The 24,068-nt window shown below is 67.2% G+C and carries 24 protein-coding genes and 1 pseudogene; 8 read left to right on the forward strand and 17 right to left on the reverse strand.

The window, feature by feature from the left end:
• Window positions 1-103 precede the first annotated feature (103 nt).
• The 6 genes from DEI97_RS17075 to DEI97_RS17100 form a co-directional block, all read right to left on the reverse strand.
• A complete protein-coding gene (locus tag DEI97_RS17075; RefSeq protein ID WP_111074122.1) occupies window positions 104-1,093 on the reverse strand; it encodes a site-specific integrase in 990 nt (329 codons plus the stop codon).
• A complete protein-coding gene (locus DEI97_RS17080) occupies window positions 1,090-2,364 on the reverse strand; it encodes a site-specific integrase (protein ID WP_111074123.1) in 1,275 nt (424 codons plus the stop codon). Before DEI97_RS17080 ends, DEI97_RS17075 begins: the two co-directional genes overlap by 4 nt.
• A 997-nt stretch (window positions 2,365-3,361) precedes the next feature.
• Window positions 3,362-4,342, reverse strand: coding sequence for a GNAT family N-acetyltransferase (locus DEI97_RS17085; protein ID WP_111074124.1), 981 nt, complete (start codon window positions 4,340-4,342; stop codon window positions 3,362-3,364).
• On the reverse strand, window positions 4,321-5,238 hold the full coding sequence (locus DEI97_RS17090) for a TylF/MycF/NovP-related O-methyltransferase (RefSeq protein WP_181439164.1): 918 nt from the start codon (window positions 5,236-5,238) through the stop codon (window positions 4,321-4,323). Before DEI97_RS17090 ends, DEI97_RS17085 begins: the two co-directional genes overlap by 22 nt.
• A gap of 52 nt (window positions 5,239-5,290) precedes the next feature.
• Entirely contained in the window at window positions 5,291-6,364 is a 1,074-nt protein-coding gene (locus DEI97_RS17095; RefSeq protein ID WP_146248080.1) for a hypothetical protein, read from the reverse strand.
• Between the two features lie 223 nt (window positions 6,365-6,587).
• Window positions 6,588-7,805: an MFS transporter gene (locus tag DEI97_RS17100; RefSeq protein WP_181439165.1), complete on the reverse strand. Its 1,218-nt coding sequence runs from the start codon at window positions 7,803-7,805 to the stop codon at window positions 6,588-6,590.
• Window positions 7,806-8,156: 351 nt separating this feature from the next.
• Here DEI97_RS17100 and DEI97_RS17105 point away from each other — a divergent pair.
• Window positions 8,157-9,319, forward strand: a protein-coding gene (locus DEI97_RS17105; RefSeq protein ID WP_111074128.1) for an IS3 family transposase whose coding sequence is annotated in 2 segments (ribosomal slippage) — window positions 8,157-8,439 and window positions 8,439-9,319 — 1,164 coding nt in all. Because the reading frame shifts where the segments join, the coding sequence is not laid out codon by codon here.
• A 73-nt stretch (window positions 9,320-9,392) separates the two neighbouring features.
• The gene (locus tag DEI97_RS17110) at window positions 9,393-9,800 is read left to right on the forward strand and encodes an SRPBCC domain-containing protein (RefSeq protein ID WP_111074129.1); all 408 of its coding nucleotides are present in this window, start codon (window positions 9,393-9,395) and stop codon (window positions 9,798-9,800) included.
• Between the two features lie 75 nt (window positions 9,801-9,875).
• Here the strand turns inward: DEI97_RS17110 and DEI97_RS17115 are convergent, their stop codons facing one another.
• On the reverse strand, window positions 9,876-10,334 hold the full coding sequence (locus DEI97_RS17115; protein ID WP_111074130.1) for a VOC family protein: 459 nt from the start codon (window positions 10,332-10,334) through the stop codon (window positions 9,876-9,878).
• A gap of 270 nt (window positions 10,335-10,604) precedes the next feature.
• Between DEI97_RS17115 and DEI97_RS17120 the strand changes: the two are divergent.
• Window positions 10,605-10,928, forward strand: a pseudogene (locus DEI97_RS17120) (helix-turn-helix domain-containing protein); the annotation flags it as partial.
• Window positions 10,929-11,754: 826 nt separating this feature from the next.
• Here the strand turns inward: DEI97_RS17120 and DEI97_RS17125 are convergent.
• The 3 genes from DEI97_RS17125 to DEI97_RS17135 form a co-directional block, all read right to left on the reverse strand.
• Window positions 11,755-12,399 carry a hypothetical protein gene (locus DEI97_RS17125; protein ID WP_220039176.1) on the reverse strand — a complete coding sequence of 215 codons (645 nt, stop codon included), beginning with the start codon at window positions 12,397-12,399 and terminating at the stop codon, window positions 11,755-11,757.
• Window positions 12,400-12,735: 336 nt separating this feature from the next.
• A complete protein-coding gene (locus tag DEI97_RS17130) occupies window positions 12,736-13,788 on the reverse strand; it encodes a BLUF domain-containing protein (protein ID WP_111074133.1) in 1,053 nt (350 codons plus the stop codon).
• Window positions 13,789-14,001: 213 nt separating this feature from the next.
• Window positions 14,002-14,547, reverse strand: a complete 546-nt coding sequence (locus DEI97_RS17135; protein WP_111074134.1) for a hypothetical protein — start codon at window positions 14,545-14,547, stop codon at window positions 14,002-14,004.
• A gap of 143 nt (window positions 14,548-14,690) precedes the next feature.
• On the opposite strand from DEI97_RS17135, the gene DEI97_RS17140 reads away from it, so the two are divergent.
• The 5 genes from DEI97_RS17140 (at window position 14,691) to DEI97_RS17160 (ending at window position 18,663) form a co-directional block, all read left to right on the forward strand.
• The gene (locus DEI97_RS17140) at window positions 14,691-16,655 is read left to right on the forward strand and encodes an alpha/beta hydrolase (protein WP_111074135.1); all 1,965 of its coding nucleotides are present in this window, start codon (window positions 14,691-14,693) and stop codon (window positions 16,653-16,655) included.
• Between the two features lie 110 nt (window positions 16,656-16,765).
• Window positions 16,766-17,164 (forward strand): hypothetical protein, encoded by a 399-nt coding sequence (locus DEI97_RS17145; protein WP_111074136.1) that lies wholly within the window; start codon window positions 16,766-16,768, stop codon window positions 17,162-17,164.
• On the forward strand, window positions 17,161-17,649 hold the full coding sequence (locus DEI97_RS17150) for a hypothetical protein (protein WP_111074137.1): 489 nt from the start codon (window positions 17,161-17,163) through the stop codon (window positions 17,647-17,649). Before DEI97_RS17145 ends, DEI97_RS17150 begins: the two co-directional genes overlap by 4 nt.
• Complete coding sequence (locus tag DEI97_RS17155; protein ID WP_146248082.1) at window positions 17,646-18,170, forward strand: hypothetical protein; 525 nt, start codon at window positions 17,646-17,648, stop codon at window positions 18,168-18,170. The genes DEI97_RS17150 and DEI97_RS17155 overlap by 4 nt, the downstream gene beginning before the upstream one ends.
• Window positions 18,171-18,177: 7 nt before the next feature.
• A complete protein-coding gene (locus DEI97_RS17160; protein ID WP_146248083.1) occupies window positions 18,178-18,663 on the forward strand; it encodes a hypothetical protein in 486 nt (161 codons plus the stop codon).
• A gap of 32 nt (window positions 18,664-18,695) precedes the next feature.
• Here the strand turns inward: DEI97_RS17160 and DEI97_RS17165 are convergent, their stop codons facing one another.
• From DEI97_RS17165 to DEI97_RS17195, 7 genes are all read right to left on the reverse strand, one after another.
• Complete coding sequence (locus DEI97_RS17165; RefSeq protein ID WP_111074140.1) at window positions 18,696-18,980, reverse strand: hypothetical protein; 285 nt, start codon at window positions 18,978-18,980, stop codon at window positions 18,696-18,698.
• Between the two features lie 81 nt (window positions 18,981-19,061).
• Window positions 19,062-19,982 carry a PfkB family carbohydrate kinase gene (locus DEI97_RS17170; RefSeq protein ID WP_111074141.1) on the reverse strand — a complete coding sequence of 307 codons (921 nt, stop codon included), beginning with the start codon at window positions 19,980-19,982 and terminating at the stop codon, window positions 19,062-19,064.
• The gene (locus tag DEI97_RS17175; protein ID WP_111074142.1) at window positions 19,979-21,487 is read right to left on the reverse strand and encodes a purine-cytosine permease family protein; all 1,509 of its coding nucleotides are present in this window, start codon (window positions 21,485-21,487) and stop codon (window positions 19,979-19,981) included. The genes DEI97_RS17170 and DEI97_RS17175 overlap by 4 nt, the downstream gene beginning before the upstream one ends.
• 89 nt (window positions 21,488-21,576) lie before the next feature.
• Window positions 21,577-22,611 carry an ADP-ribosylglycohydrolase family protein gene (locus tag DEI97_RS17180; protein ID WP_258376647.1) on the reverse strand — a complete coding sequence of 345 codons (1,035 nt, stop codon included), beginning with the start codon at window positions 22,609-22,611 and terminating at the stop codon, window positions 21,577-21,579.
• Window positions 22,608-23,318 (reverse strand): GntR family transcriptional regulator, encoded by a 711-nt coding sequence (locus DEI97_RS17185; RefSeq protein WP_111074143.1) that lies wholly within the window; start codon window positions 23,316-23,318, stop codon window positions 22,608-22,610. Before DEI97_RS17185 ends, DEI97_RS17180 begins: the two co-directional genes overlap by 4 nt.
• A 56-nt stretch (window positions 23,319-23,374) precedes the next feature.
• Window positions 23,375-23,830, reverse strand: coding sequence for a hypothetical protein (locus DEI97_RS17190; protein WP_111074144.1), 456 nt, complete (start codon window positions 23,828-23,830; stop codon window positions 23,375-23,377).
• On the reverse strand, window positions 23,827-24,012 hold the full coding sequence (locus DEI97_RS17195) for a hypothetical protein (RefSeq protein WP_146248084.1): 186 nt from the start codon (window positions 24,010-24,012) through the stop codon (window positions 23,827-23,829). The genes DEI97_RS17190 and DEI97_RS17195 overlap by 4 nt, the downstream gene beginning before the upstream one ends.
• Window positions 24,013-24,068: the final 56 nt, after the last annotated feature.

Consider the following 24,068-nt stretch of genomic DNA (forward strand, 5'->3'; position numbering starts at 1 on the left):
GGTACCGAGCGGGACAGTGCACAGTGGAAAAATTGTGCCCACCCGTCGTCTCGTGGGCCGACGCACCGGGTGCACTTCGACGTCGAGGTGGAGGACGGACCGGCTAGCTCGAGATATCTGGTGCTATCGCTCGCTCGTGCGGGGTAGCGGCGTGTTCCAGGTCAGAGTCGAGCGCTTGCGCGTCGTTCCAAATGGCGGTGAGCCTCGCGATCGCGGCGTCAACGGCATCCTCCGTGGCGCCGAGCTCGGCGTAGGTCTCCTGCAGTGTGAGCGCGTCGAATCGTGAGGGCTGTCGCGCGATCGCGCCGACGGCTTCCGCGATTGGGCCGTCCGCAGCTTGAGCACGTCGTGTCGGGATGATGCTCGTCATGGACCGACCTGACAGACTCACCCCGGTGCGCGCCCACCCGTGGACGTCTAACGGCAACAGCAGCTGCTCCGCTCGGCGCCACTCCCCCGGTACCGGCTGTGCGCAGTCGTGCTGGTCGAGGTTCCCTTTCGTCGGGTCGAGCAGGCGGATGACGTCGCCGCGGAATCCGGTCCAGACGGGTCCGGCGATGCGCAGCCACCGGGTCACCGCGCAGGCAGCACAGGACACCGGGTCATCGGATGAGGGCACGACGTGTCCGCGGATCCGGACGATGCTCGTCACCGCGACGTCGGCAGGGGTGATGGTGCGGGCTTGTTCGCGGGTCAGGTGGAGGACCCCGAGGAGGACGATGAGGAAGGCATCGCGGCGGCCGCGGAGCCCGATCGGGTACCGGTACTTGGGGATCGCCGCGAGTACCTCTTCGACGGCCGCTTGGTCGGGGGCTTCTGGTCGCGGCCACACCCGCGCCTCCACCGTGGGTATCGGGTCCGGGAGACCGGCTGCGATGTGGTGTGCGCGGATCGCGCGCCGGCGGAGCCGCTGTGTCGACGCGCTGCCGGGGAACAGCGTCAGGAACTGTCCGATCGTGGCTGCCGTCGTCGGAAGCGACTCGTGACCTGCCGCCTCACACCACGCGACGAACCGACCCCAGTGCGCCTCGAGCAGAGCCTCGCTGTTGGGCCCGAGTTTGGGGTCGAGTTTGGGGGAAGTTTGGGGGGTCACAAGCGCATCCGGGTGACGGCGTTGCGGACCAGGGGTGCGTATTCGCGGTCGTAGATCTGCAGGGTGGCGGCGTTGGTGTGGTGGGTCTGGTTCATGATCTCCACATCCGTCGCGCCGGCGTTGCGTGCTTCGGTGACGAACCCTGCGCGCAGGGAGTGCCCGGACCAACCGTCCTCCCCCAACCCGGCCGCGAGCGCGCGGCGGGCGACGGCTTTCCCGACCGTCGTCGGACTGATACCGGTGTTCCGGAACAAGCCCCACTTCGACACGGCGCGGAAGAACGGCGTCGACGGCGGCAACCGGTCGGTTCCGAGTCCGTCGGCGCAGACGTGCACGGCGAGACTCGCGCCGGTGAGCGTGGCGAAGAGGCCCGCTTCCCCGCGGGCGTCCTGCGCGGCCATGAGCCGGGACAGTCGCACGTAGGCGCAGGGGGCGCAGGTGACTGGGTTCGCGCCCTGCTGCAGCACCTTGATCCGGCCGAGGCCGTCCTGGTCGGTCTTGGACTTCCGCACGCGGGCGTAGACGCCCTCGCCGTCGACGAGGCGAAGATCGTCGACGGTGAGGGCGGTGAGTTCGGACTCGCGGAACGCGCCGACAAACCCGAACAGCAGCAACGCCTGATCGCGGGTTCCGAGCGCGCCGGTCTGCAGGTCGGCGACGTCGATCTTCAGCAGCGTCGTCTGCAGCGCCTTCAACGTCATCGGCTTCGCCCGCCGCACCGGCACGGACCGGGTCCGGCGGATGCCCTTCAGGACATCGCGGACGATCGGCGTGGAGCCGGGTGGGGTGTGGCCGCGGCGGGCGTGCTCCCAGTCGATCGCGGCGACGTACCGGCTGATCGTCGCCGGCGCGTACCGCTGCCCGCCATCGGGGAGGACCGCGTTGGCCTTGTCCGCGAGGAACGCTGCAACCTCGGCCGGATCGACCGGTGCGGTGGTGATCTGCTCGAGCTCGTGCGGTTCGGAGATCTCGTGGTCGAGGAACCCCGCACGCCACCGGGCGAACTGTCGCAGGTCCGAACGGTACGCGCGGATCGTGTTCGGCGACAGGGACGCCTCGGCGAAAACCCGCGGCGACGCGTCCGCCGGCACCACCACGGCCCCCAACTCGGCAGGATGCCCCTCCCCCGCTGCGGTGCGGAACCGCGCGAACGCCGTCCGGGACCGCTCCGCAGCGGCACGCTCCTCAGCAGACGCACCGCGACCAACGGAGCGAACGCCCCGCGAGCTCGTCGCGACGCCCGCCCTATCCGTCTCGCTCACGTCGTCCACGTGCCTTCGTCTCTGCCGGCGACGGCACTGTGCACGCCTGCCGGGTCAGTTCCGATAATAGCGATTCTCGGATGATTACGGCGTGGGTGGAAGCGCCGAGGGCTGGTGGCATGAACCAAGGGGAGTGCATGCGGCAAGCCCGTGAGTGGTCAGCTTCGGATCGGGTGACGATGTTCCCTTGAGGGCCGTCGGCTGCGCGGGCCTGATCTGGTTCATTTCCGGAGCGCTCCACCACCTCGTGCCGAGACACCTGGCAAGGAGTACTGCCGCACAAGGCGCCGGCACCCACTCAAGCCACGGTGGAAATGGTTTGCGTCTCGTGCCGTACGTTCTCTACCGACGAGCACGACTGCCCTTCTGCTTCCGCGCAGATCACCAGAGGTCTCGGACCCGATCGGGCTCCGCGGCCGCCGCGACGCCTTCCTCATCCTCCTCCTCGGGGTCCTCCACCTCACCCGCGAACAAGCCCGCACCATCACCCCTGCCGACGTCGCGGTGACGAGCATCATCCGGATCCGCGGCCACGTCGTGCCCTCAACGGACGACCCGGAGTCCTGTGCCGCCTGCGCGGTGACCCGGTGGCTGCGCATCGCCAGACCCGTCCGGACCGGATCCAGCGGCGACGTCACCCGCTATGAATAGATCTTTCCGACAACTCCACGAAGAGCAGACTGGTGTGAGGTCTGCGTCGACAGTGAGTCGTCAGGTGAGCTCGCGGTGGACTGTCGCTAGCGACCCCGTCCTCGTCCGACCGCAGCGTCGCCCTGTTGGATGAGCCGACTCTGATGCTTGCGATGGAGGTCCGATCGCCGTGACTGGACAGCGCCATCACCGAGTTCACCAACGGCGCGGGAACCAGTGGACTGCCAGCGCTGGGTGGGGTTGTCGTTGTGGCGCCCGCGTGCCCCTTGGTCGCAGCGAAAGGCTATGAGGTTTCCTTATGCGACCGGACAAGCCAAGACCGGCCGCGCAGCACACGACGCCCCCTGGGGAGCTTCTAGTCGGCATCAGCGTCCCTCGCAGCCCCGAAAACATACTGATAGAGGCTCGCCCTTTTTACAAACCCCAGAGATTCATTCAACCGGAGGATCGGCTCGTTTGTGGTCCGATTCACCGTCACTAGATATTTCGACGCAGGACTCCGGCTCCGCAGAAGCGCTGTATTGCTACTCTTCAAGCCAGACGCCCAACCCTGCCTGCGATATTCAGGTCGAACGAGCGTCACGCCCTGTGTGGCTTCGACAGGGTCACTTTTTTTGACGCTAATCCGAGAGTGCCCAATCAATTCACCGTTGCCACTTAGAGCTACAGATACAAACATCGTTTTACCTAACGCGGCAGCCTGCGCCTCGGCCCGCCGATAAGCCACGACAACTTCATCTGATCCGACGCGTTTAGATCCGAAACCCGATGCCACCAAAGGTGCGTACTGCGCAACTAACTCTTCGGGGCAGGCGCCCTCCCACGAGACAATCTCACCGCAAGGAGCCTGCACAGCCGCCTCTTTGAGCGACGCGAGGTCCAACGACTGCTCAGCACTTACCCCCTCGAGCAGGAAACCCGTTCCGGCTGCAAGAGCGGAGGCGGGTTTATCGATGACATCCGGAACCCGATGCTGTGCGAACAGTCTTGTCACTCCGAGGGATGCACTTGTAGCAATGATCTGATGCGTGAGCGCCTTTCCTGCCCCCTTCCCTCGCGCGGATGGTACAACTCCGACGCGAGCATGCCCAGTCGCAGTAGAGAAATGCTCTGGGTACACGTAACCGACACCGACCGGCTCTCCTCCCAAGTAGGCGATATAGACCCGAGCGTTGGTATCCGGCCCTCGAAGATGGTCATTAAGGATGTCAGGGCTGTCTTCTGCGGCACTTTTCCATAGCCCTGAGGTGGCCGCTAATTCCCACCACTCGGAGAACGCGCTACTGTCCACCAGAACCTTATAACCGCGTCCGTTCAGGGCTTGACGAACTGACATCCCTGCCTCTCTAACCGTTGGAGAAGCGGCATGTGGTCGAGCCGTTCGAGAAATTCATCAACTGCTCGCGTCGCGCCTGCCCACTTCCCATAATCGTCAATTATAACCACGCCACCAGTTACCACGCGAGGATACAACACTTCGAGCTCAACCTTGGTCGAATCATACAGGTCCGTATCAAGGTGAAGAATTGCGATTTGGGCTGGCGTAGTCTGCTGAAGAGTTTCCTGCACGAATCCAGCAATGAGTCGAAGTCGCGATTCGGGCAAGCTCCCCTCGAGGAGATATGACCTTACTGATGCAAGTGAAACCAGCCCGTCCGACGCGTCACCAAATTCCTCCGCTACTTGGAGATCGACGTCGGGATTTGTGATGAGGTGGTCGTCAGTGGTTGGAGGTTCCCAAGTGGCGGAGAAAGTGTCGTATCCCCACAATGATCGATGAGATGTAGGGCCGAGCGCTTCCGCCATCGCTCTAAGCCATCCCCCACGCCACACCCCGCACTCGACGACGTCCCCTCCCAGCGTATTGGCGTTGACATACTCAAGTGCGCGAATCGATGCCAGAATTGTTGCGGGAGTAACGTAAGTTCGTTCCTGCACGCGCTGGAACAGATAAGCAACGTCTGGTCGCGTAATGGCTATGTCGAGGTAGGGTGCCGACCGCTCGGCCGGCAACCAGTCCGCGTTGCGGTTTTGGCTGTTACCGGGTCTGTCGGGCACGTCGGTATGCCGTCGAACCAATATTCCTGCCGCTTCGAGCTGAGCGACGTGATTATCAGCGTCGTCCGGTACGTCTTCCTGAGGGCGGTCGACGTCCACGACATCGAGCATGGTCCGAACGGCTTCGGTTGTCATTTCGACAGTCGTGAAAGGGTCGTCGGTGAAACCTGCCACAAATTGGTTGTCTACCGCCTGAAGGAAGACTCGCGGGGAGATGCTTGGTCGTTCAGACACGCGCAGGCAGGAGTCCGAGGGCGCCGAGTGCGGTGTCGAGCTCGACCTGAAGATCGCCAAGTTCGAGTAGTCCTGCGTATGCGCGTCCGAGCGCCGCCTGTCCGTCGCCATCGTGGGCTATCTCCGCCAGAGCTTCAAGCAGAACAGCTCGCTCGACGTTTGCCCAGAGCAGCCCAGCGAGCATCTGCGCTTCGTCGTCCTCGCCAGCGAACGTTCCTCCAAAGGTGGAACGCTTCACTAGTGCTGCCCTACCCCTCGTGAGTTGTGTGAGGACTTCGTCGTGCTGGTGCAGACCGGCGAGAGCGCCGTCCAGGGCGTCCGGGTGCGCCACAGCAGCTCCAACGAAGGCCGCGACCTTCTGCGATGCGCTTCCGGAACGAAAAACTTCGGTCATCGCTTCAACGTAGATACCTTCGTCCGCTTGAGCCAGCAGGTCGAGCGCCTCGGTACGTCGCTTTACGAGGGAGTCCTGCAGGCGCAGCGGGTCCACGATGCGAAGCCCAGGCCATAGATAGTCGGCGGGTCGGCGAGTGACTCCCGGGTGCTCGTTGCAGCGAACCACTATGGTTACGCTGGGCGTATCGAGCCAGTAGATGTCGTGAATGAGGTCCGGCTGAATTTCTGCAGCTTCGCCTTCCCGCATGAAGTGGAAATCATGAACATTGAGCTGTCCGACGGTGATGTCCGCGTCCTCCGCGGAAACGCCGTCGAACGAATACCGAGTGTGCAAGCGGTCGCCGAGCAACGCACCGAATGAACCGCAAGTCACGTGATCGTGTACCGGTGCTGCTTTTTGCATCCAAAAGAGAAGGTCGATTCGGAGCAGGTCGTTACGCGCCACCGTGATAGCAGGTTCGCCGAAGTCGAAGTTCCAACCTTGAACCGGCAACTCCTTTGTACCGATCGACCACGCCAGGAAATCGCCTGGATCGAACTCTGATCGAGCCATGAAGGCTTGCAGGTGCTCGTTCGAGATGGCGCCGAGCGCATCATGCTTATTCCCTGTGGAGTTATAAGCAGATAGGATCTTTTCAGCGAGCTGCGAGAAAGCCTCAATATGCGACAAGTCAACACTCCTTACATTTGGATGGAACAGTGTGGGACAATGTGGAGCGGGGCACGGTATCGCCCCGCTCCACATTGGCGTCAGAACAGCTTCACTGGCTCCTTCGCCGATGCCTTGTCGACCTTCTTCACGACGATCTTGAAGGCCTTTTTCGGCTGCGACTTCTGCTTGTCGTTCTTCATGATAGTTCCCTTCCTTTATTCCAGGCGGTTTGCCTGGAAGCCTATAGTGATGCTTTCCGCAGCGACCGGTTACACCACCCGATAATGGCCGATATGCCGAGTACCGCCGCGCAGAGCGCGATTCCAAGCTCGACGCCGGTCTTTGCGATGAAGGCGCCAAGAAAGACGGTGCTGAGGCCGAGGAGGGCCGTCTGCACCAGCGCCTGGGTCGATTGCACCCGCCCCATGAGCGCGTATGGCACGGAGCGCACCAACGGCGCACCGTGCGCGATGTAGAGCCCTTGTCCTAGGCCCGCCACTGCACAACCGATGAAGGCACTGATTTGGCCATCAACGGCAAGCACGGAAAAGCCCACCGCAGCAAGGGAGACTCCTGCGAGAGCCCAGGCGCCCAAATGTTTGGAAGCACCCCGGATACTGACAACTAGGGCTACCAACATTGTGATACCGGAGATTGTCGCGAGTAGGGCCCCCGCCCCTACGCTTCCCATGGCGCGTTCTCGAGCGACAAGCGGCACGAGAAGGGTGGACAACGGGAGGAGGAACCCGGCTACGGCGCCAGTCAGCGCGACGACTGAACGAAGCAGTCGATCGCGGGCAACAAACGTCAGCCCCTCAGCGATGGACTGAAAGGCGCCCACGGTGCGCTTTTGGGGACGCGGGAGATGCACCTGAAGGAACAGGAGTACTGCGAACACCACGAGATACGTTGCAGCATTCATGACGGATGCCAAAGCGAGCCCGCCAACGGTGACAATCACGCCGCCGACGAGCCGGCCACCAATGCTCGCGAGCTGCCCCACAACTTGCCGGAGCGAAAGAGCCCGCGCAAATCCCTGCTTTGAAACAAGCTGACGGGTCATGGTCGCGGAGGACGGCGTGTAGAACGCAGTCTCAAGGCCCAGCGCGACCGCAAAGACTACAAGCCAGACGGGGTTCAGTGCGTGAAACCAGCCAACAATTGCAGCTCCGATTGCAACAAGAAACATGATCGCAGTGGAGACCAGCATGACCTGACGCGGTCGCAGACGGTCAGAGAGAGCGCCTCCGAATAGGAGAAAGACGGATCCAACGAGGCTCGAGACCCCGAGAACAATCCCTGCTTCCTGCGCGCCATAGCCTGTCGCTTGCCAACCGATTGCAATGTTGAAAAGCGCGTTGCCAGCAACGGTCACGCCTGTGCCGAATAACCATAGAACATAGCGTCTGCGCTGCAATTTCGGGCTCGACAGCTCAGTCCCGATAGGTGCTTCCAGCACGCTCGCCTCACCCCCAGCAGCATTGCAGTACGTGTACAGACCCCAGATTGAGCCCCTCGGCATCTGGTGTTAGAACCCTTAAATTAGATCCATTTCGCGTCTCTAACAAGTACCGCTATCAAACTGGTAATAACTTCAGGTATTCAAGATGCCATCGCTGACCTGTCGCGTTACCCATGCGGGATAGTGAGAGTGGCCATCGCAGGCGCTCTGACGAGCGAGGAAAGTTCACGTTGAGCGTGCGGTGCTGGCTAGGTCAACAACGGGGTGAGGTGGACGTTTGGGACTGCTGCAGGTTCGGTTGACTCCTGACAGGTAGGGGCGTTGGCTCCTGCTGGAAGGATGTGCGCCATGGTGAAGGCGTATCCGGAAGAGTTCCGCCGTGATGTGATCGGGGTCGCCCGGAAGGGCGAGACATCGGTGCGGCAGGTCGCGAAGGACTTCGGGGTGTCCGAGTCCTGCCTGGCCCGCTGGTTGCGGCTCGCGGACCGCGACGACGGCATCAGCGCTGCCATGGCGCCGTCGGCGAAAGCGGTCGAGCAGGCGGAGCTGCGGGACGCCCAAAAGCGGATCCGGCTGCTCGAGCAGGAGAACGAGATCCTCCGCCGGGCGGCCGCGTACTTCGCCCAGTCGCAACTCCCAAAATGATCTACCCGCTGGTCCTCGAACTCGCCGCAGACCGGATCCCGGTCGCGGTGACCTGCCGGGTGCTGGGCTTCTCGAAACAGGCGTTCTATCGGTGGCGTGCCAGCCCCGTGTCAAAGCGGGACTGGGACGACGCGCACCTGACCAACGCTGCGATCGATGCGCACCGCGACGATCCGACGTTCGGGTACCGGTTCATCGCCGATGACCTTCAAGCGGCCGGCCACCGAGCATCAGAGCGGCGGGTCTGGCGGCTGTGCTCACAGCAGCGGCTCTGGTCGTTGCATGCGAAGAAACGCGGCCTGAACCGCAAGGCCGGGCCACCGGTGCACGACGACCGGGTCCGGCGAGCGTTCACAGCGCCAGACCTGGATCGGCTGTGGCTGACGGACATCACCGAGCACCCGACAGGTGAGGGCAAGCTCTACCTCTGCGCGATCAAGGACGCGTGCTCCCGGCGCGTCGTCGGCTACTCGATCAGCGACCGGATGCGGTCCTCGCTCGCCGTCGCCGCTCTCCAGATGGCGATCTCCCGCCGGAACCCGTCAGGGACGGTGGTTCATTCGGATCGGGGCAGCCAGCTTCGTTCGAAGAAGTTCGTCCGGGCGCTATCGGACGCCGGGCTACTCGGATCGATGGGGCGGGTCGGTGCGTGCGCGGACAACGCGGCGATGGAGTCGTTCTTCGCGCTCCTGCAGAAGAACGTCCTCAACCGGAGACGCTGGGCGACCCGGGAAGAGCTCCGCCTCGCGATCATCACCTGGATCGAAGCGACGTACCACCGGAAACGGCGGCAACGTGGTCTGGGGAAGTTGACCCCGATCGAGTACGAGACCATCATCAACCCACAGGCCGCACTCGCGGCCTAAACGAACGAGTCAACCGAACCTGCAGCAGTCCCAACAGGATCCGTCAGTGAAACGGTGGGATTAGGTTCGCTGCATGTCCGATGACAGATTGTCGCTCACAGTGACGTCAGAAGCCTCCATCGCAGCGGTCTGGTTCGCACTCACCGACGGTCGCAACAGCTGGTGGCCGGAACTCTCACTGAGGCCGGAAGTCGGCGCCGCAGTGCGCGAGACGTGGACTGAGGGCGGGCAAGAGCGGTACGCCGACGGTCACGTAACGGAGGCAGCCCCACCGAACACGCTCGGCTTCGTGTGGCAGCAGGCGGCCTGGCCTGCGTCGCTGCACGTTCGGTTCGACATCAAGCAGGCCCGTCGAGGCAGTCTCGTTACCCTGAGCGAGGCTGGCTTCGCGCAGCTCCCTGACGGATCGGTCGTCCGATCGGCACACGAGGACGGCTGGGCGTTCCACCTCACGAACCTGCTGGCAGCAGCGTCTCGATAGCCGGTCGTTCACCGAGACGGAGCGTCGGGTGTCTCCGTCCACGTACTTCCGGGGCTCCGACTGTGACTGATCACGCTAATTTGCATGATTCTTGCCACCGACTGGCCGCCGGCCGGCGTTCTCGTCTCGATCGTTCCTTGCCCTGCTCTCGCCGACGACTATCTCCACCTTCCATCCAGTTTCAGTGGAGAGGTAGGCAGTGAGCGAGCCGTTGTCGTTGGGCCCGGGGTAACGGTCTTCGTATAGGAGCTGCCAACCGTTGTTGGGTGCTTCGACGACGAGCCGTTCCAACTCCGCATCTGTGCCCGCGTGGAAGGCCAGGTGATTTAAACCAGCGCGGCGACGATCGTGATGTCCTTGCTTCACCAAGGGCGCGGTAGTCAGAACCAGGTAAGTGGAGCCGAGCGCCCACGAACGTCCCCGCTCCCACACGTCTCCGTGGGACCAGCCGAGCGTCGTGAGAAGCCAATCCCAGGGTCGCTCGTCCAGTTCTTGATCGTCGGTCCAGAGCTCGACGTGATGCAGTCCACCCACGGGTTCATCTTCGCAGCCTCGGGGTGTGCGTCGCGGACTCGTCCGATTGGATCGAGGCTCTGACACGAACGACGATCTCGTGCGGATCCAGCGAAGGGGACGGGGAAAGGGAGCGAGATCGCGTCGTCTTTGCCACAGCTACCTGAAACCCCGATGTCAGTGTGAATTCGACGAGGGCGTCTGCAGGCCCTTCGTCGAACGATGCGACAGGCATCGATCCGCAGCTAGCTGCAACGCCGGCTAAATCGACGCCGCTAGCGGTAGCGGATGTCGGTCTACGACCCAACCGATCCCGTCGGACGGCTGCTCTTCAACGCGCTCGGGATGGACGCGGAGTTCGAGTCCGATCTCATCCGGGCCCGCACCCGGGAAGGCATGGCCACAGCGAAGGTCCGCGGGAAGCTCAAGGGGCGGAAGCCCAAGCTCTCCCCCGCGCAGGAACGTCACCTCGTCGCACTACACCGCGCCGGCGACCACTCGATCGCCGAGCTCGTCGAGCTGTTCGGCATCGGCCGCGCGACCGTGTACCGCGCTCTCGACCGGCACGCCGACGACGTCACGGCAGATCTGGCACTCCCCCGGGTGGACGCATGACTGCACGTCGGTCACCCGACCACAAGGCGCAGGCCCGGCGCACCGGCCTCGACCTGGCCAATCTGTAGTTACGCGCCTCAGGAAGTACGGACTTACTGAACCGCGTATTTGCGCGGCGTCACTCGTCGAGGTCCTGCGCGATGCGGGCATCTCGAACCCGGCGAACACGACTGCGAGTCTCCTGGTGCCTGGCGCCGACCACAAGGCGCAGGCCCGGCGCACCGGCCTCGACCTGGCCAATCTGTAGTTACGCGCCTCAGGAAGTACGGACTTACTGAACCGCGTATTTGCGCGGCGTCACTCGTCGAGGTCCTGCGCGATGCGGGCAGCGATGCGTCCCTGCAGCGCTTGGTCATCTTCGAGCTCGAGCACCAAAGCGCGGATGACGTTCACGTGCGGCACCCTGGCCCGACCGAACCGCGTGGCGAGCGATGCCGCGTAGTCGACGAGGCTTCTGTAGCTCTGAGGCGGAAGGTCCGCAGTGATTCTCACGGGCTTCGATCTCACGACCGCCGGCTTCGCAGGAGTCGCGGCCGCGGCCGGTGGCGCGATCTCATCAGAGGCAGAGCCACCGCCCTGGTTTGATCGCTGAGCTACGCGAGCAGCGCGGGCTCGCATCTCTTCGGCCTTGCTCATCGGATGCCTCCAAGGGTGCTGATCTCATCGGCGGCTGCCGCGTACTTGCCTAGGTCGACTACCGGGCCTCCGAACGCTTGTGCGATCGGTTCCCGTCGGGGAATTGTCGTCGCGAGGACCGTGTGGCCATCATCAGTGATGAGCTCCCTGAACATCGGCGTGCTGTTCGCGTTGGTGATGGTCCGGTTCATCAGCACGGCAACGGAGAGTGGGTCGGCACGCAATGGGTCGACGTCTTCGATCGCCGCCCAGACTTCGGGAAGTCGCTCGTACTCGCCCATCGTCGGCGCCATCGCGACGATGGCGACGTCAGCGGCTCGGAGAGCGGCGACCACGATGCCGGCGTTCTCCTCGAGCGGAGGGGTGTCGATGACGACGACGTCCGTGGTGGGCGGAACGATGCCGGCGAGACGGGCACGATCGCCAGGTTCTCGACCGAGCGCCAGAAGTTCTGCGTGGCGTTCGACTCGTCACCGGCGTTCCACCCGGAGTCGACGTTGACCGCGCCGTTGATCGTGACGTCGTCCGGGTTCTTCCCGAGGCCGGCGACCGAGGTGTAGAACCCCAGGTTCGCCCACACCCGGCCGTAGTTGCCCGGCTTGAACAGGAACGTCGACCGCTGCGTGCCGAACTGCGCGGTCGGGCTGCGGAGCTGGGCGTTGAACGCGGCGTCGACGTCGGCCTGGATGGTCGACGTCGGTGTCGAGGGGCTGTAGACCTTCACGTTGCTGCCGAAGTCCGGGGTGTCGCTCGTCGTGATCGCCTGGGCCGACATCGCCGGGACCAGCGCCCCCACGACGCCGGCGCTCACGGCGAGGGCGACGAGACTTCTCATCCGTCGTTGCATGATGCTCGATTCATGACCGGTGCGGCGTCGTTGCCGCACGGTCGCGACGCTAGACCTGGTCGAGCACGCTCCGCAGTCCCACGAACGGCGGACAAGTGCCGACCCGGGGAACGCGTTCGGCCGCCTGATCACCACCCGAAGGCGACCAGACGGCCGGCTCACCACCCTGGGTGAGAGAGCAGGGCGCAGATACCCGGTCCACGCCCTGGGGACCATCATGGCGGAACCGGGAGCGCTCCACCGCCCCCACTCCACGGCTAGACCGGTTGGTCGGGGCGGAGCAACGGGGGCGCGGCGCGCTCCGTTCAGCGCGCTCCGCTCCGCTCAGCGGGACGGGGCGACCGGGATGTCCCAGTACGTCGGCTGCTCGTACTGCTCGGACCAGCCGCGGCGCATCCGGGCGGCCGCGCGGTCGAACGCGTCGATGGGGTCCGTGTCCGGCGTGAGCAGCGCCTGCAGCCGGAGCCCGTCGTAGAGCGCCAGCAGCTGCTGCGCACCCCGCTCCGGGTCCATCGTGGCCGGCTCGCGACCGTCGCTGACGTCCGCGGCGAGCGCCGTCCGGATCGTCTGCCGGAACTGCAGGTACGCCGAGCGGTAGTAGTCGGCACCGTCGACGGTCGGGTCGGTGGCGGCGCCGAGGATCGAGGCGAGCAGGCGCATCAGGCCCGGTTCCTCGACATGGGCGGCGAGCAGCGCGTGCAGGAACGCGACCGTGCCGCGCTCGGTGATCATCGGCAGGAGCGGTGCCGAGACGGCGAGGCTCCAGCGTTCGACGGTCGCGGCCAGCAGGGCGTGGCGGTTCGGGAAGAGCCCCTCGACCTCGGCGACGCGCATCCCACACCGCTCGGCGACCGCCTCGGTCGAGAACGCGACCGTGCCGGCGTCGTGCAGCACCGCGATCGCACCGTTCAGGACCCGGGTGCGCGGTGCTTCGGCGTCTGCCGAGTCCTGGCTCGTCAGCGGTGCGAGCGGGTGCTTGCGGAACCACTCCAGCAGCGCGCGGGCCCGGGAGGCGCCGGCCTCGGCATCGGTCGGACGCTGCGTGTCGAACAGGTCGCTGAAGCCGGGGACCTCGCGCATCAGCGGGTCGAGGGGCTGGAACGCCATCGACCAGTCCGGGAACGAGCGCTGCTGCACCGGGTCGTCGCAGAGCACCCGCACGTTGGTGTGCCGCGGGTCCAGTCGGATCTGCTCGAGGCGCTCGTGGACGACGTCGTCCTCGCCCTCGATGATCCCGATGCAGTTGGCGTCGCGGTGGGCGAGCATGCCGGTGACGCCCATGCGCGTGTTCTTCTCGCGGCCGACGGCCAGGATCTGCGCGAGCTCCGAGTCCGAGATCGGGCGGGTCTGCGTGCTGGTGTAGACGAGCGAGCGCATCGCCGGCCTCCCTGTGTCGAGGAAGGGGGCCGTGTGCCCCCCGGAACGAGTCAAGCGCTCCGCGGGCTGCGGCACCAGCCCCGTCTTCGGGTCGCGTGGGCGCGGTGGTGGCGGGACCGCCGGACGGGAGGCGCGGGGCGGGGCCGGGCCGCGCCTCCCGTCCGACACCGGGTCACCAGAGCGGGGCGGCCCCGCTCGCTGCACTGGGCTGGGTCATGGCGTCGGAGAAGACGTGCTCTGTCGTCTTCGTTCCTCGACCGCGCTGCCCTCGGCGCACTCGGAGACGCCGACGACGCTGAAGCGGCGCGCGTCGGCGCGGAAGTCCATCGACGTCGCGGGGCCGCCACGTCCGCGGATGCCGAGGATCGGGTCTGCGGCTCCCGACCGGTACCGCTCGGTCGTGATGCCCCTGTCCTTCCACAGCTGCTCGATCGCTGCGACGGCCTTCGCCGGATCGGTCCGTGGCCCGTCCTGCATGAGGATGTACGTGTAGGTGAGGCCGTCGTCGGCTGCTTCGGTGCAGGACTCAGCGGTCGGTTCGCTGTAGACCTTCCAGTGGCCGCCGATCGTCGCTGTCGTGTCGTCCACGGCGCTGACGATCGACCTCTCGGCTGCTTCGGGCTGCACGCGCGCGCCACCGGTACAGGCGGTGAGGGCCAGCGTCAGCGCGACGACCGATGCCGCAACGACGCTGCGGGTGCGGACGCGGCCGACCTCGGTCGTCCGGCGCCCCTTCGTGGTGGTCGCCGCCTGCTGCATCCCCGTGCCTCCCCCGGTGCGCCCGGACGCACCAGCACGACAGTAGCCGCGTGGTCGCGCCGGGAACTCGACCATGGGCAACGAGCGACACGGTGGGTACAGTCGGACGAGCACACCTGTGAGGGTGCGCAGGGGGGAACATCGTGGGGGACATCCAGTACGACGAAGCGTCCGCCGACGCACTCGTGCGCGCGGCAGATGCCGCTGCCGAGCAGCTGCGCGGGCAGGGCACCGGACGCCGGGCCGCGGTCGAGAAGGGCACCGACGACTTCTCGGGCGCCTACGCCACACGCTTCGAGGAGTCGGCGCAGATCGAAGCGGCGGACCGGCCGAAGCTCGCGACCGTGCTCGACGACCTGAGCGACCAGGTGACCGCGGCGACCGCGGCCGCGAAGCGCGAACGTGAGCGGCAGGAGGACCTGGCCGCGTGGCAGGTCCGACAGGACGAACGGGACCGTAAGGCTGCCGAGTCCCCGACCACGTTCTTCGAGCCCCCGCCCACACTGGGCTTCGACTTCAAGCCGTCCGAGACACCGATCGCGCCGCCGAGCATCTCGGCAGCGTTCTCGGCGCGGTTTCGGACACGGACCGGCAGCGGGACGTCCGGCGGGAAGAGCTCAGCCGACCCGGACCACCTGCGGTCCTTCGCGACGGACTACCGGGCTCTCGACCTGGCGACGACGGAGAAGCAGACGACGCTGCGCAACGCGTGGAACGGCTTCACGGGCTCGTGCGGGTGGGTGCGTGTCTCGTCAGCGACCTTCTTCATCGGCTTCGACCGGTTGCTCGAGGAGAACGGCGAGGACGCTGCCTGGGCCGACCGGATCGCCGACGCGTTCGAACGAGCGGGCGGTCAGGGGTCGATCTCGAACGCGACGCTCGACGTCTCGGCCGCTGCGGAGTTGCCGGCGGCCATCACGGAGCTGCTCGACCCGGACCTCACCCCCGCGCAGGTCGCCGAGCGCTGGGCGGCGCTCGGGTACTCGAAGGCGGACCAGCGCGACCTCGAAGCCCTCCCGATCCCGGTGCTCAGCAAGATCGGCAACCTGGAGGGGGTCGACTACTGGGCACGGGACACCGCCAACCGTGCGGTGCTCGACGCCCGCATCACCGCTGCCGAGCAGGAGGTCGAGTCCCTGCGCAACACGATCGCCTACGACAACGGAGCCTCGTGGGGGAAGGCGTCGACGAACCTCGAAGCGCTCCAGGCGATCAAGACCGCCAGCAAGTTCCAGGGGGACAGCAAGGCCGGAGAGCGGTTCATCGTCTCCCTCACCGACGACGTCCCACCGCTCGCAGCGGTCTCCATCGGCGATCTCGACACCGCCGACAACGTCACCTGGGCCGTGCCCGGCATGGGTTCGGACACGACGGGCATGGTCGGCTGGACGGACTCGGCGCAGAACATCTACGACCAGCAGAAGGACATCGGTCCCGACGATCGAGCCGTCATCAGCTGGATGGGCTACGACACCCCGCCGCAGCCGGTCATCTCGGGGGAACTGGACTTCGGCGTCCTCGGCAGCGAGTACGCCCAGAAGGGCGGCGACAACCTCGCGGACTCCATCCGAGGCCTGGACGCCGTGCGCTCGGGCGATGTACCGACGACGAACATCGTCGCGCACTCCTACGGGACGACCGCCTCGGCCTACGCGCTGACCCAGAGCGACGTCCACGTGGACACGCTCACGACTGTCGGGTCCGCCGGCCTGCCCAACGAGATCGACCAGGCGACCGATCTGCACGTCGACGACGTCTACGCCGGACAGGCGCAGGACGTGTGGCTGATCGAGCCGGAGAAGGGCGACCAATGGGCTTGGACAGGGCGCCTCAGTCCAGAACACAGCCAGAACCCGATCGACCCCGACTTCGGAGCCACACCGTTCGGTACCGACGGGATCGTGACGGACGGGGGCGACGTGAACCCGGTGGAGGACCACGGCACGCACACGGGCAACGACCGGGGGTACCTCGATCTGGGTACCGAGTCCCTGCGGAACGTCGGCTACGCCACGACCGGGCATGCCGACGACATCACGGCCGACCCGCCGAAGGGCCCGACCCAGTACCAGAGGTCCATCCTCGAGACGCCGCAGTGGACACTGTGATGGTGCATCGAGGAAGCCACGGCCCCGTCAGGACGAGCATCGGCGTCGCTCTCGTCCTGACGGCGGGCCTGACCATGACCAGTTGTAGCGACAGCCCCGGAGGCAGCACAGTGAAACCGTCGGATGCGAAGAAGTCCGTCGTCGACCTCGTGAAGGAGTCGACTGACGCTGTCGGTGGCGAATGGACGCTCTACCGAGGTCCCTCCGCTGAGGTCTGCGAGCAGCCCGGTGGCGGTGAGGGTGCACGTTTCGTGTACATCCTCGAGCGCGCCGGCGCGGACGGTGCCGCTCCGGCTGCCGACATCCGCACGGTGGAGGATCTCTGGAAGAGCAAGGGGATCACGACCGAGCGCTTCGAGAGCGGGAGCGCTGACCCCCTCACCGGCATCAACGGGGTGGACGGTCCCGTCACCTCCGTGGGGTTCAACGCGTACCCGCAGGGCTACACGATCAGCGGAGTCTCGAAGTGCTCCGACGGTGACGTCGCGGAACTGCGCCAGGCGGAGTGAGAACACGCGTCATCTGCGCGGTCGCCACGGGTGCTGCCGTCACGCTCCTCCTCACCAGCTGTGGGAGCAGCGACTCCGGCGGGACCGGGCGACAGCCGTCGACCGTCGAGAAGTCCATCGTCGATCTCGTCGAGCGCTCCACCGCAGCACTCGGCGGCAAGTGGGAGGTGTACAGCGGTCCGTCGGTGGAAGCCTGCGGCGACGGCGCTTCTGACAGCGCGCGCTACGTGTACATCATGGACCGTGTCGACCGACCTGGCGGCGACCCGACCGCGGACCTCGACGAGATCAAGGCGCTCTGGAAGGGCGCCGGTATCGAGTTCTCCGACTACGAGAGCGGCGGTGCGGACCCACTGCTCGGCGTCCGCGGATCCGGCGGCCCGACGACGTCCATCGGCTTCGACGCCTTCCCGAAGGGCTACAGCATCACCGGGGTGTCCCAGTGCGCTGACGGGAACGTGAGCGAACTACGCAAGTCGGAGTGACCGGCATGACGAACAGGAGACCACTCGTGGATGCTCGACGGGCAGCCGTGGCAGCGATCGGCGCGCTGCTCTGCTTGGGCACGCTGGCGGGCTGCAGCGCCAGCAGCACCTCAGGCGACAGCGGCCGCGAACCAGCAACCGTGCGGAAGTCCGTGGTCGATGTCGTCGAGCGCTCGGCCGCCGCTGTCGGCGGGAACTGGAAGGTCTACAGCGGCCCCTCCGTCGAAGGGTGCGGGGACGGTGTGGAAGACAAAGCCCGTTACGTCTACATCATGGAACGGTCCGGCTCGACCGGTGACGAGCCGGACGACGACGTGAAAGCCATGGCAGAGTTCTGGGACGGCGAGGGGATCGCCACCACGGCGTACAAGAGCGGCGGGGCGGACCCCCTCCTGGGGATGCGGGGAAAGGGGGGTCCGATCTTGACGATCGCCTTCAACGCGTACCCGGAGCGGTACAGCATCACCGCGGTCTCCGCGTGCGCTGACGGCAACGTGAGCGACCTGCTCGAGGACGAGTGATGACGCGATGACCGGCGCGGATCTCATCCGAGGGCTTCGGGGAACACTCGTCGTGGTGCTGGCCGTGGTCGCCCTGTCCGGCTGCAGTGCCGGACAGACCGACGCGCGGCCATCGGTCGTGAAGAAGGAGATCGTCCACTCCGTGACGCTCGCAACGTCGGACATCGGCGGCGACTGGCGGGTCTACCGCGGGCCTGACGTGGAATCGTGCAGCGACCATGACGAGGACCACGTCCGGTACGTCTACATCGTGGAGCGTCCGAAGAGCGCGGACGACGACGTCGCCGCCGACATGCGGAAGCTCGAGGGATCGTGGGAACACGCGGGCATCGCCGTCGAGCGGTTCTCGACGAAGGGGGAGAACCCGACCGTCGGGCTCCGGGGATTCGGCGGCCCCGTCACGTCGATCGGGTACGTGTCGTACTACGGCGGCTACCGGATCACCGGTGCCTCGAAGTGCGCTCCCGGCGACGCCCTCGACCTCTCCGACTGAGGCGGGGCGCGTCCGTCCCACGATGCGGGTGGTCAGCGCATGAACAGGATCTGCACTGCGGCGATGACGATGACGGCACCGATCGGCACGCCGGCGATCACCAGCGCGGCCGGGATCTGCGTCCGTCGGATCGTCCGGGGGCCGCCGGCGCCGCGGGCGAACTCCGTGGCCGCGACCAGTTCCGGCGCAGCGGCGGGCGGGATCGGTGGCGGAGCGGGTCGGTCGTCCTCGAACGCCGGGACCTCGACCACGAAGGCGGCCGGGTCCACGGTCGGGGGCAGCTGGGTGTACCGGTTGCGTACGGTTCGTTCGTCCATGGTGACCCTCCCTCCGTGCACACTATGCCGCCTGCCAGGGGTCCGGTAGTGCAACCAGTTGCTCGCACTTCCGCTCACGGTTCACGCCCCGGCGAGCAGCGCGTCCGTCTCGTCCGCCGTCGGAGCGGTCGCCGGTCCGGTGCGGGTCACCGCGAGTGCTGCCGCCGCGTTGGCCCGGCGGACGGCGTCCTGGAGGCTCGCCCCACGACCCAACGCCGCCGCCAGTACGCCGTCGTGTGCGTCACCCGCCCCGTTGGTGTCGACCGCGACGACGGGGAACCCGGGGACCAGGACCGGTTCGCTGCCGGACTCGACCAGCCAGCAGCCGTCCGCGCCGTCCCGCACCAGGGCGGTGCCCCGCGCTGCCGCGGCGATGGCGGCGGCAGCCTCGGCGAGGGTGGCCGACGTCGGGGACAGCAGGCGGGCCTCCCGGCTGTTCGCGCTGACCACGTCGGAGCGGGCGGACACTATGTCCAGGACGGCTGCCGGCAGGGTGTCGACGAGGGGTGACGGGTCGAACACCACGCGGACGGACGACGGCACCGTGCCGAGCCAGCCGGCGATGGCCGCACCGTTGACCGCGTGCGCCAGACCGTAGCCGGAGACGAACACGATGTCGTCGTCGAGCAGTTCGACACGGTCCAGGTCGGCCCGGGTGAGCTGCCCTTCCGCGCCGACGCTCGTGACGAAGGTGCGTTCGGTGGTGGCGTCGACGAGGGCCACGCAGTAGCCGCTGTCGACGTCCGCGAGCCCGGGCTGCACGACGGTGACCCCGGACTCCTCGAGTGCCTGGCGGACGACGTCGCCGAACGGACCGGTGCCGTACTGCCCGGCGAAGACGACGTCCATGCCGTCGCGACGGGCGGCGACCATCGTGTTGAGGCCGCCGCCGGCCGTGATCTCCGAACCGTCGGCGATGACGTCACCGCCGGGCTCGGGCAGGGCACCGATGCGCATCACGATGTCGACGATGACGTTGCCGACGGAGACGAGGCGGCTCATCGGACGGTGTGCTCGGTGCGCGGGAGCGGTGCGGACTGGTCGGGCTGCTCGTGCAGGGTGCCGCGCGGGCCGCCGGTGAGCAGGTAGACCGCCGCGGCGACGATGAAGGTGACGACCCAGCCGAGACCGTTCGCGCCGATCCAGGTGTCCGAGAAGGCGCCGACGAACACCGGGTCGGCGTCGCCCACCTGGACGTTGGTGAACAGGAAGCCGACGACGATCGCGACGACCCAGGCGGTCACGGCGCGCCAGGCGATGCCGCCGGCGTACCAGTAGCGGCCGCCGCGGCGCAGGTCGAGGAGCGCGCTCGGGTCGTACCAGGTGCGGCGGAGCATGTCGGCGATGAAGACACCGAGCCAGGCCGTGATCGGCACGGCGAGCACCGAGATGAACGTGATGAACGGGGCGTAGAAACCGTCGGCGACGAGCATGAAGTACATGGCGCCGAGCGTGGTGATGACGACGTCGACCGCGACGGCCCACACCCGCGGCACCTTCACGCCGAGGGTCAGCGTGGTGAGGCTCGCCGAGTACACCGACAGGTGGTTCGACAGCAGGAGCCCGCCGAACGCCGCGATCAGGTACGGCACGGCCATCCAGCTGGGCAGCATGTCGCGGATCGCGGCGACCGGGTCACCGGCCTGGGCGAGGGTCGGGTCGCCGGCGGACACCAGGGAACCGAGCCCGACCAGGACGACGAGGGGGATGCCGGCACCCGCGGCGCTGGCGGCGACGAGCTTGCCGGCGCGGACGCTGGTGCGCGTGTAGCGGGCGATGTCGGCACCGGCGGTCGCCCACCCGATGCCGGTGCCGGCGGCGATGGTGCCGATGCCGATCACCATGGCGGCGACGGGGCCGGCGGGCTGGGCACCGACGACGTCCCAGTCGATGCGGGCGACGAGGAACACGGCGACGAAGACGTTGAGGGCACCGAAGACCCACGTCGCCCACTTCTGCACGGCGACGATGAACGCGTGGCCGAGGCCGGAGATGAGCACGGTCGCGGCGACGAACAGCAGGATCGCGACGACGGTGACGACCGGGTGCGCCTTGGAGCCGCCGTCGGTGCCGAACAGGATGGTGAACAGCGAGAGCAGCACGAACGCGGCCGTGGTGGTGTTCACGGTCTCCCAGCCCAGACGGCTGAGGAGCGAGACGGCGGTCGGGCCGATGTTGCCGCGCACGCCGAAGACCGCGCGGCTGAGGGTCAGACCGGGCGCTCCGCCGCGACGACCGGCGATCGAGATGACCCCGACGACGGCGAACGAGCCGGCGGCACCGATGACGGCGACGAGCAGTGCCTGCCAGACGGTGAGGCCCTGGAACGCGACGAGGGTGGCGCCGAGGGGCAGCCCGAGGATCGAGATGTTCGCGGCGAACCAGACCCAGAACAGCGCACCGGGCGTGCCGGTGCGTTCGGCGACCGGGACCGGCTCGATGCCGCGCTGTTCGATCGTGGTCAGGGTGCCGGACTTGGTGCCCGAGTCCGTGGGGGTGGTGGTCATCAGGTCCTCTTACGTCATCGGAAGGGTGCGAGGGGTGAGGCCGGGCGACGGTGAAGGGGGGACACCGCCGCCCGGCGGTCTGGAGGGCGCTACCGGCGAGCGGCGGCGCGGAGGACGAGGAGCTGCTGGGTGAGCTCGTCGAGGTGCAGGTCGTTGACGGTCTCGACCTGGTGCACGGCGTCGTCGGACCAGGCCGGAGCACCGTGCACGGCGCCGAGGACGGCTCCGGCCATCGCGGCGATGGTGTCGGTGTCGCCGCCGATGCTGGCCGCGGTGCAGACGGTCTGCCAGGGGTCGAGGTCGAGGGCGACGAGGGCGAGGGCCGCGACGACCGACTCCTGCGACGCGACACTCGTCCCGATCAGTCCGGAGACGACGTCGATCCGCTGGTCGGCCGGCACGCTGGCGAGGTGTCCACGGGCCCACTCGGTGCGCTCGGCGATCGAGGCGCCGGCGACCCAGTGCCCCCGGGTCGCACCCAGGCGTGCGGCAGCGATCGCCACGTCGAGTGCCTCGGACCGGGTCGCACCGTCGATGCCAGCGGAGACCGCAGCTGCGATCGCGCTGGCGCCGGCGATGCCGAGGCCGGTGTCGTGGGTGACCCGCGAGGCGTCCTGCACCGCGTCGACGAGTGCCGCGACACCGCCTGATCCGGTTTCACCGACACCATGGAGGGGCGTCGCGATGCCGACCGGGGTGATCCGCATCGCGGCACCGTTCGTGGTGCCCGTCGAGCCGGCTTCAGAGGCCGGGACCCCGTCGAGGATGCGCTGCACGGCCGTCTTGGTACTCGGTCCGAGGAGGTCGAGCGAGCCCTTCGCCGCCATCGTCCGCTCCCAGGCGATGAGCGCCTGGGCGAAGTCGACGGGGTCGAGTCGTCCGTCGCCCTGCACGAGCAGCTGCGCCACGAGGACGGCCTGCTCGGTGTCGTCGGTGATGCTCGCCGCGGGCATGCCGTGCGCGATCCGCTGGTGGGGCCCGGCGTCGACGAACCCGTCGATCACCCCGTGGTCGGCACGGATCTGGTCGAGGGACATCGACTGCGTGGGCATGCCCAGGGCATCACCGATCGCGAGCCCCCGGAAGGCCGCGAGCGCGTGCTCGTACTCGGCGGTGGTCGTCACGACGCGCTCCCGAACTTCATGTGCAGGCGGAACCGGCTCGGGTCGAGCAGGCTGTCGACAGCCTCCACGAACGTGCCGTCGGCCGTGCGGGAGACCCGTCGGCTGTGGAGGAACGGCTCACCGGGCGCCCTGTGGAGGGAGGCTGCCTCGTCTGCGGTGAGGGGCTGGAGGTCGACCCACTGCTCGGCGAGCGCGGGCACCAGACCCGCACTGGCGATCGTGGCGGTGAGGGAGTCGTCGACGAGCCCTTCGTCGACGGCGCGGGCGAGCCTCCCGAACGGCGGCACCAGGCTGCGCTCGAGCGACACGTCCGGTCCACCGACCACGTGACGGACGCGGTCGACCGCGATGAAGTCGGGGTCGTCGAGCCCGAGTTCGGCTGCCTGGCCGGGTCGGCTGACACGCTCGATGCGCAGGACCCGGACGGCGATCTCGGTACCGGTGGCGGCGAGCGAACGGGCCCACCCGCTGCGGGGGTCGAGCGCGGCACCGTCGAAGGTGACGATCGAGCCGATGCCGCCGTGGATGGCGATGTACTCCTCGTCGGCCAGGTCGGCGAGCGCCGCCCGCACGGTGCCGCGGCTGACGGCGAAGCGCTCGGCCAGGTCGTGCTCGCCCGGCAGGCGTTGGCCCGGGGCGTACCGACCCGTGGCGATCGCGTCGCGCAGGGCGTCGGCGACGAGGCGTCGCTTCGATGAGACCGGCATGGACAGGAGACTACATGTACAAGACCTGTTCAGCCAGCCAGTGCGAACTCGAACGGTCAGCGACGCGAATGCGGACCATCACCGACGACGAGCACGACGAGGAGCACCGTCACCCCGAGCAGCAGCAGGCCGAACGCGATCGAGGCACCACCGAAGCTCGCACCCACGCCGAGCCAGAGGAGTCCGGCGCCCCCCGAGATGATGGCCAGCACGATCCCGGCGGAGTTCACGGGCGCGCGCGGCGCGGGCACCACCCACAGGGCGACCACCGTGACGACGGCAGCCACGAGCGGACCCCAGACGAGCATCGGGAACGCGATGCTCGCGAGCGCGGACAGACCGGAGGCCTGGGCGAACATCAGGATCGGGAACGGCAGGCCCACCAGCAGCACGTCGACGACGAGCGTGAGCCAGGCGAGGACCCGCCAGTGGAGACGAACCGGCACGGCGACCGCGGTCTCCCCGTCGGGCCCGCGCACGGGCGGACGGACTCCGCCGCTGTTGGCGGTCATGGGATCCGCACCGGGTCCCACGCACCGGCCTCCGAGCCGTACGCACCGACCCGGGTCCGCGCGCCGTCCGGGACGTCCGTGTCGATCCCGAACGCCTCGACCGAGGGCGGCACCGTCAGGTCCCAGGTCTCGATCCCGTTCTCGGAGGACCGTGCGGTGGGTTCGGGGCCTCGATGGCTCACGCCGTGCTCGTTTCCGTCGGAGCTGGCCGACCCGGCTGATGCCGGTCCGTCGGGTC

The sequence above is a fragment of the Curtobacterium sp. MCLR17_032 genome (assembly GCF_003234795.2).
In the GTDB taxonomy this organism is placed as follows: domain Bacteria; phylum Actinomycetota; class Actinomycetes; order Actinomycetales; family Microbacteriaceae; genus Curtobacterium.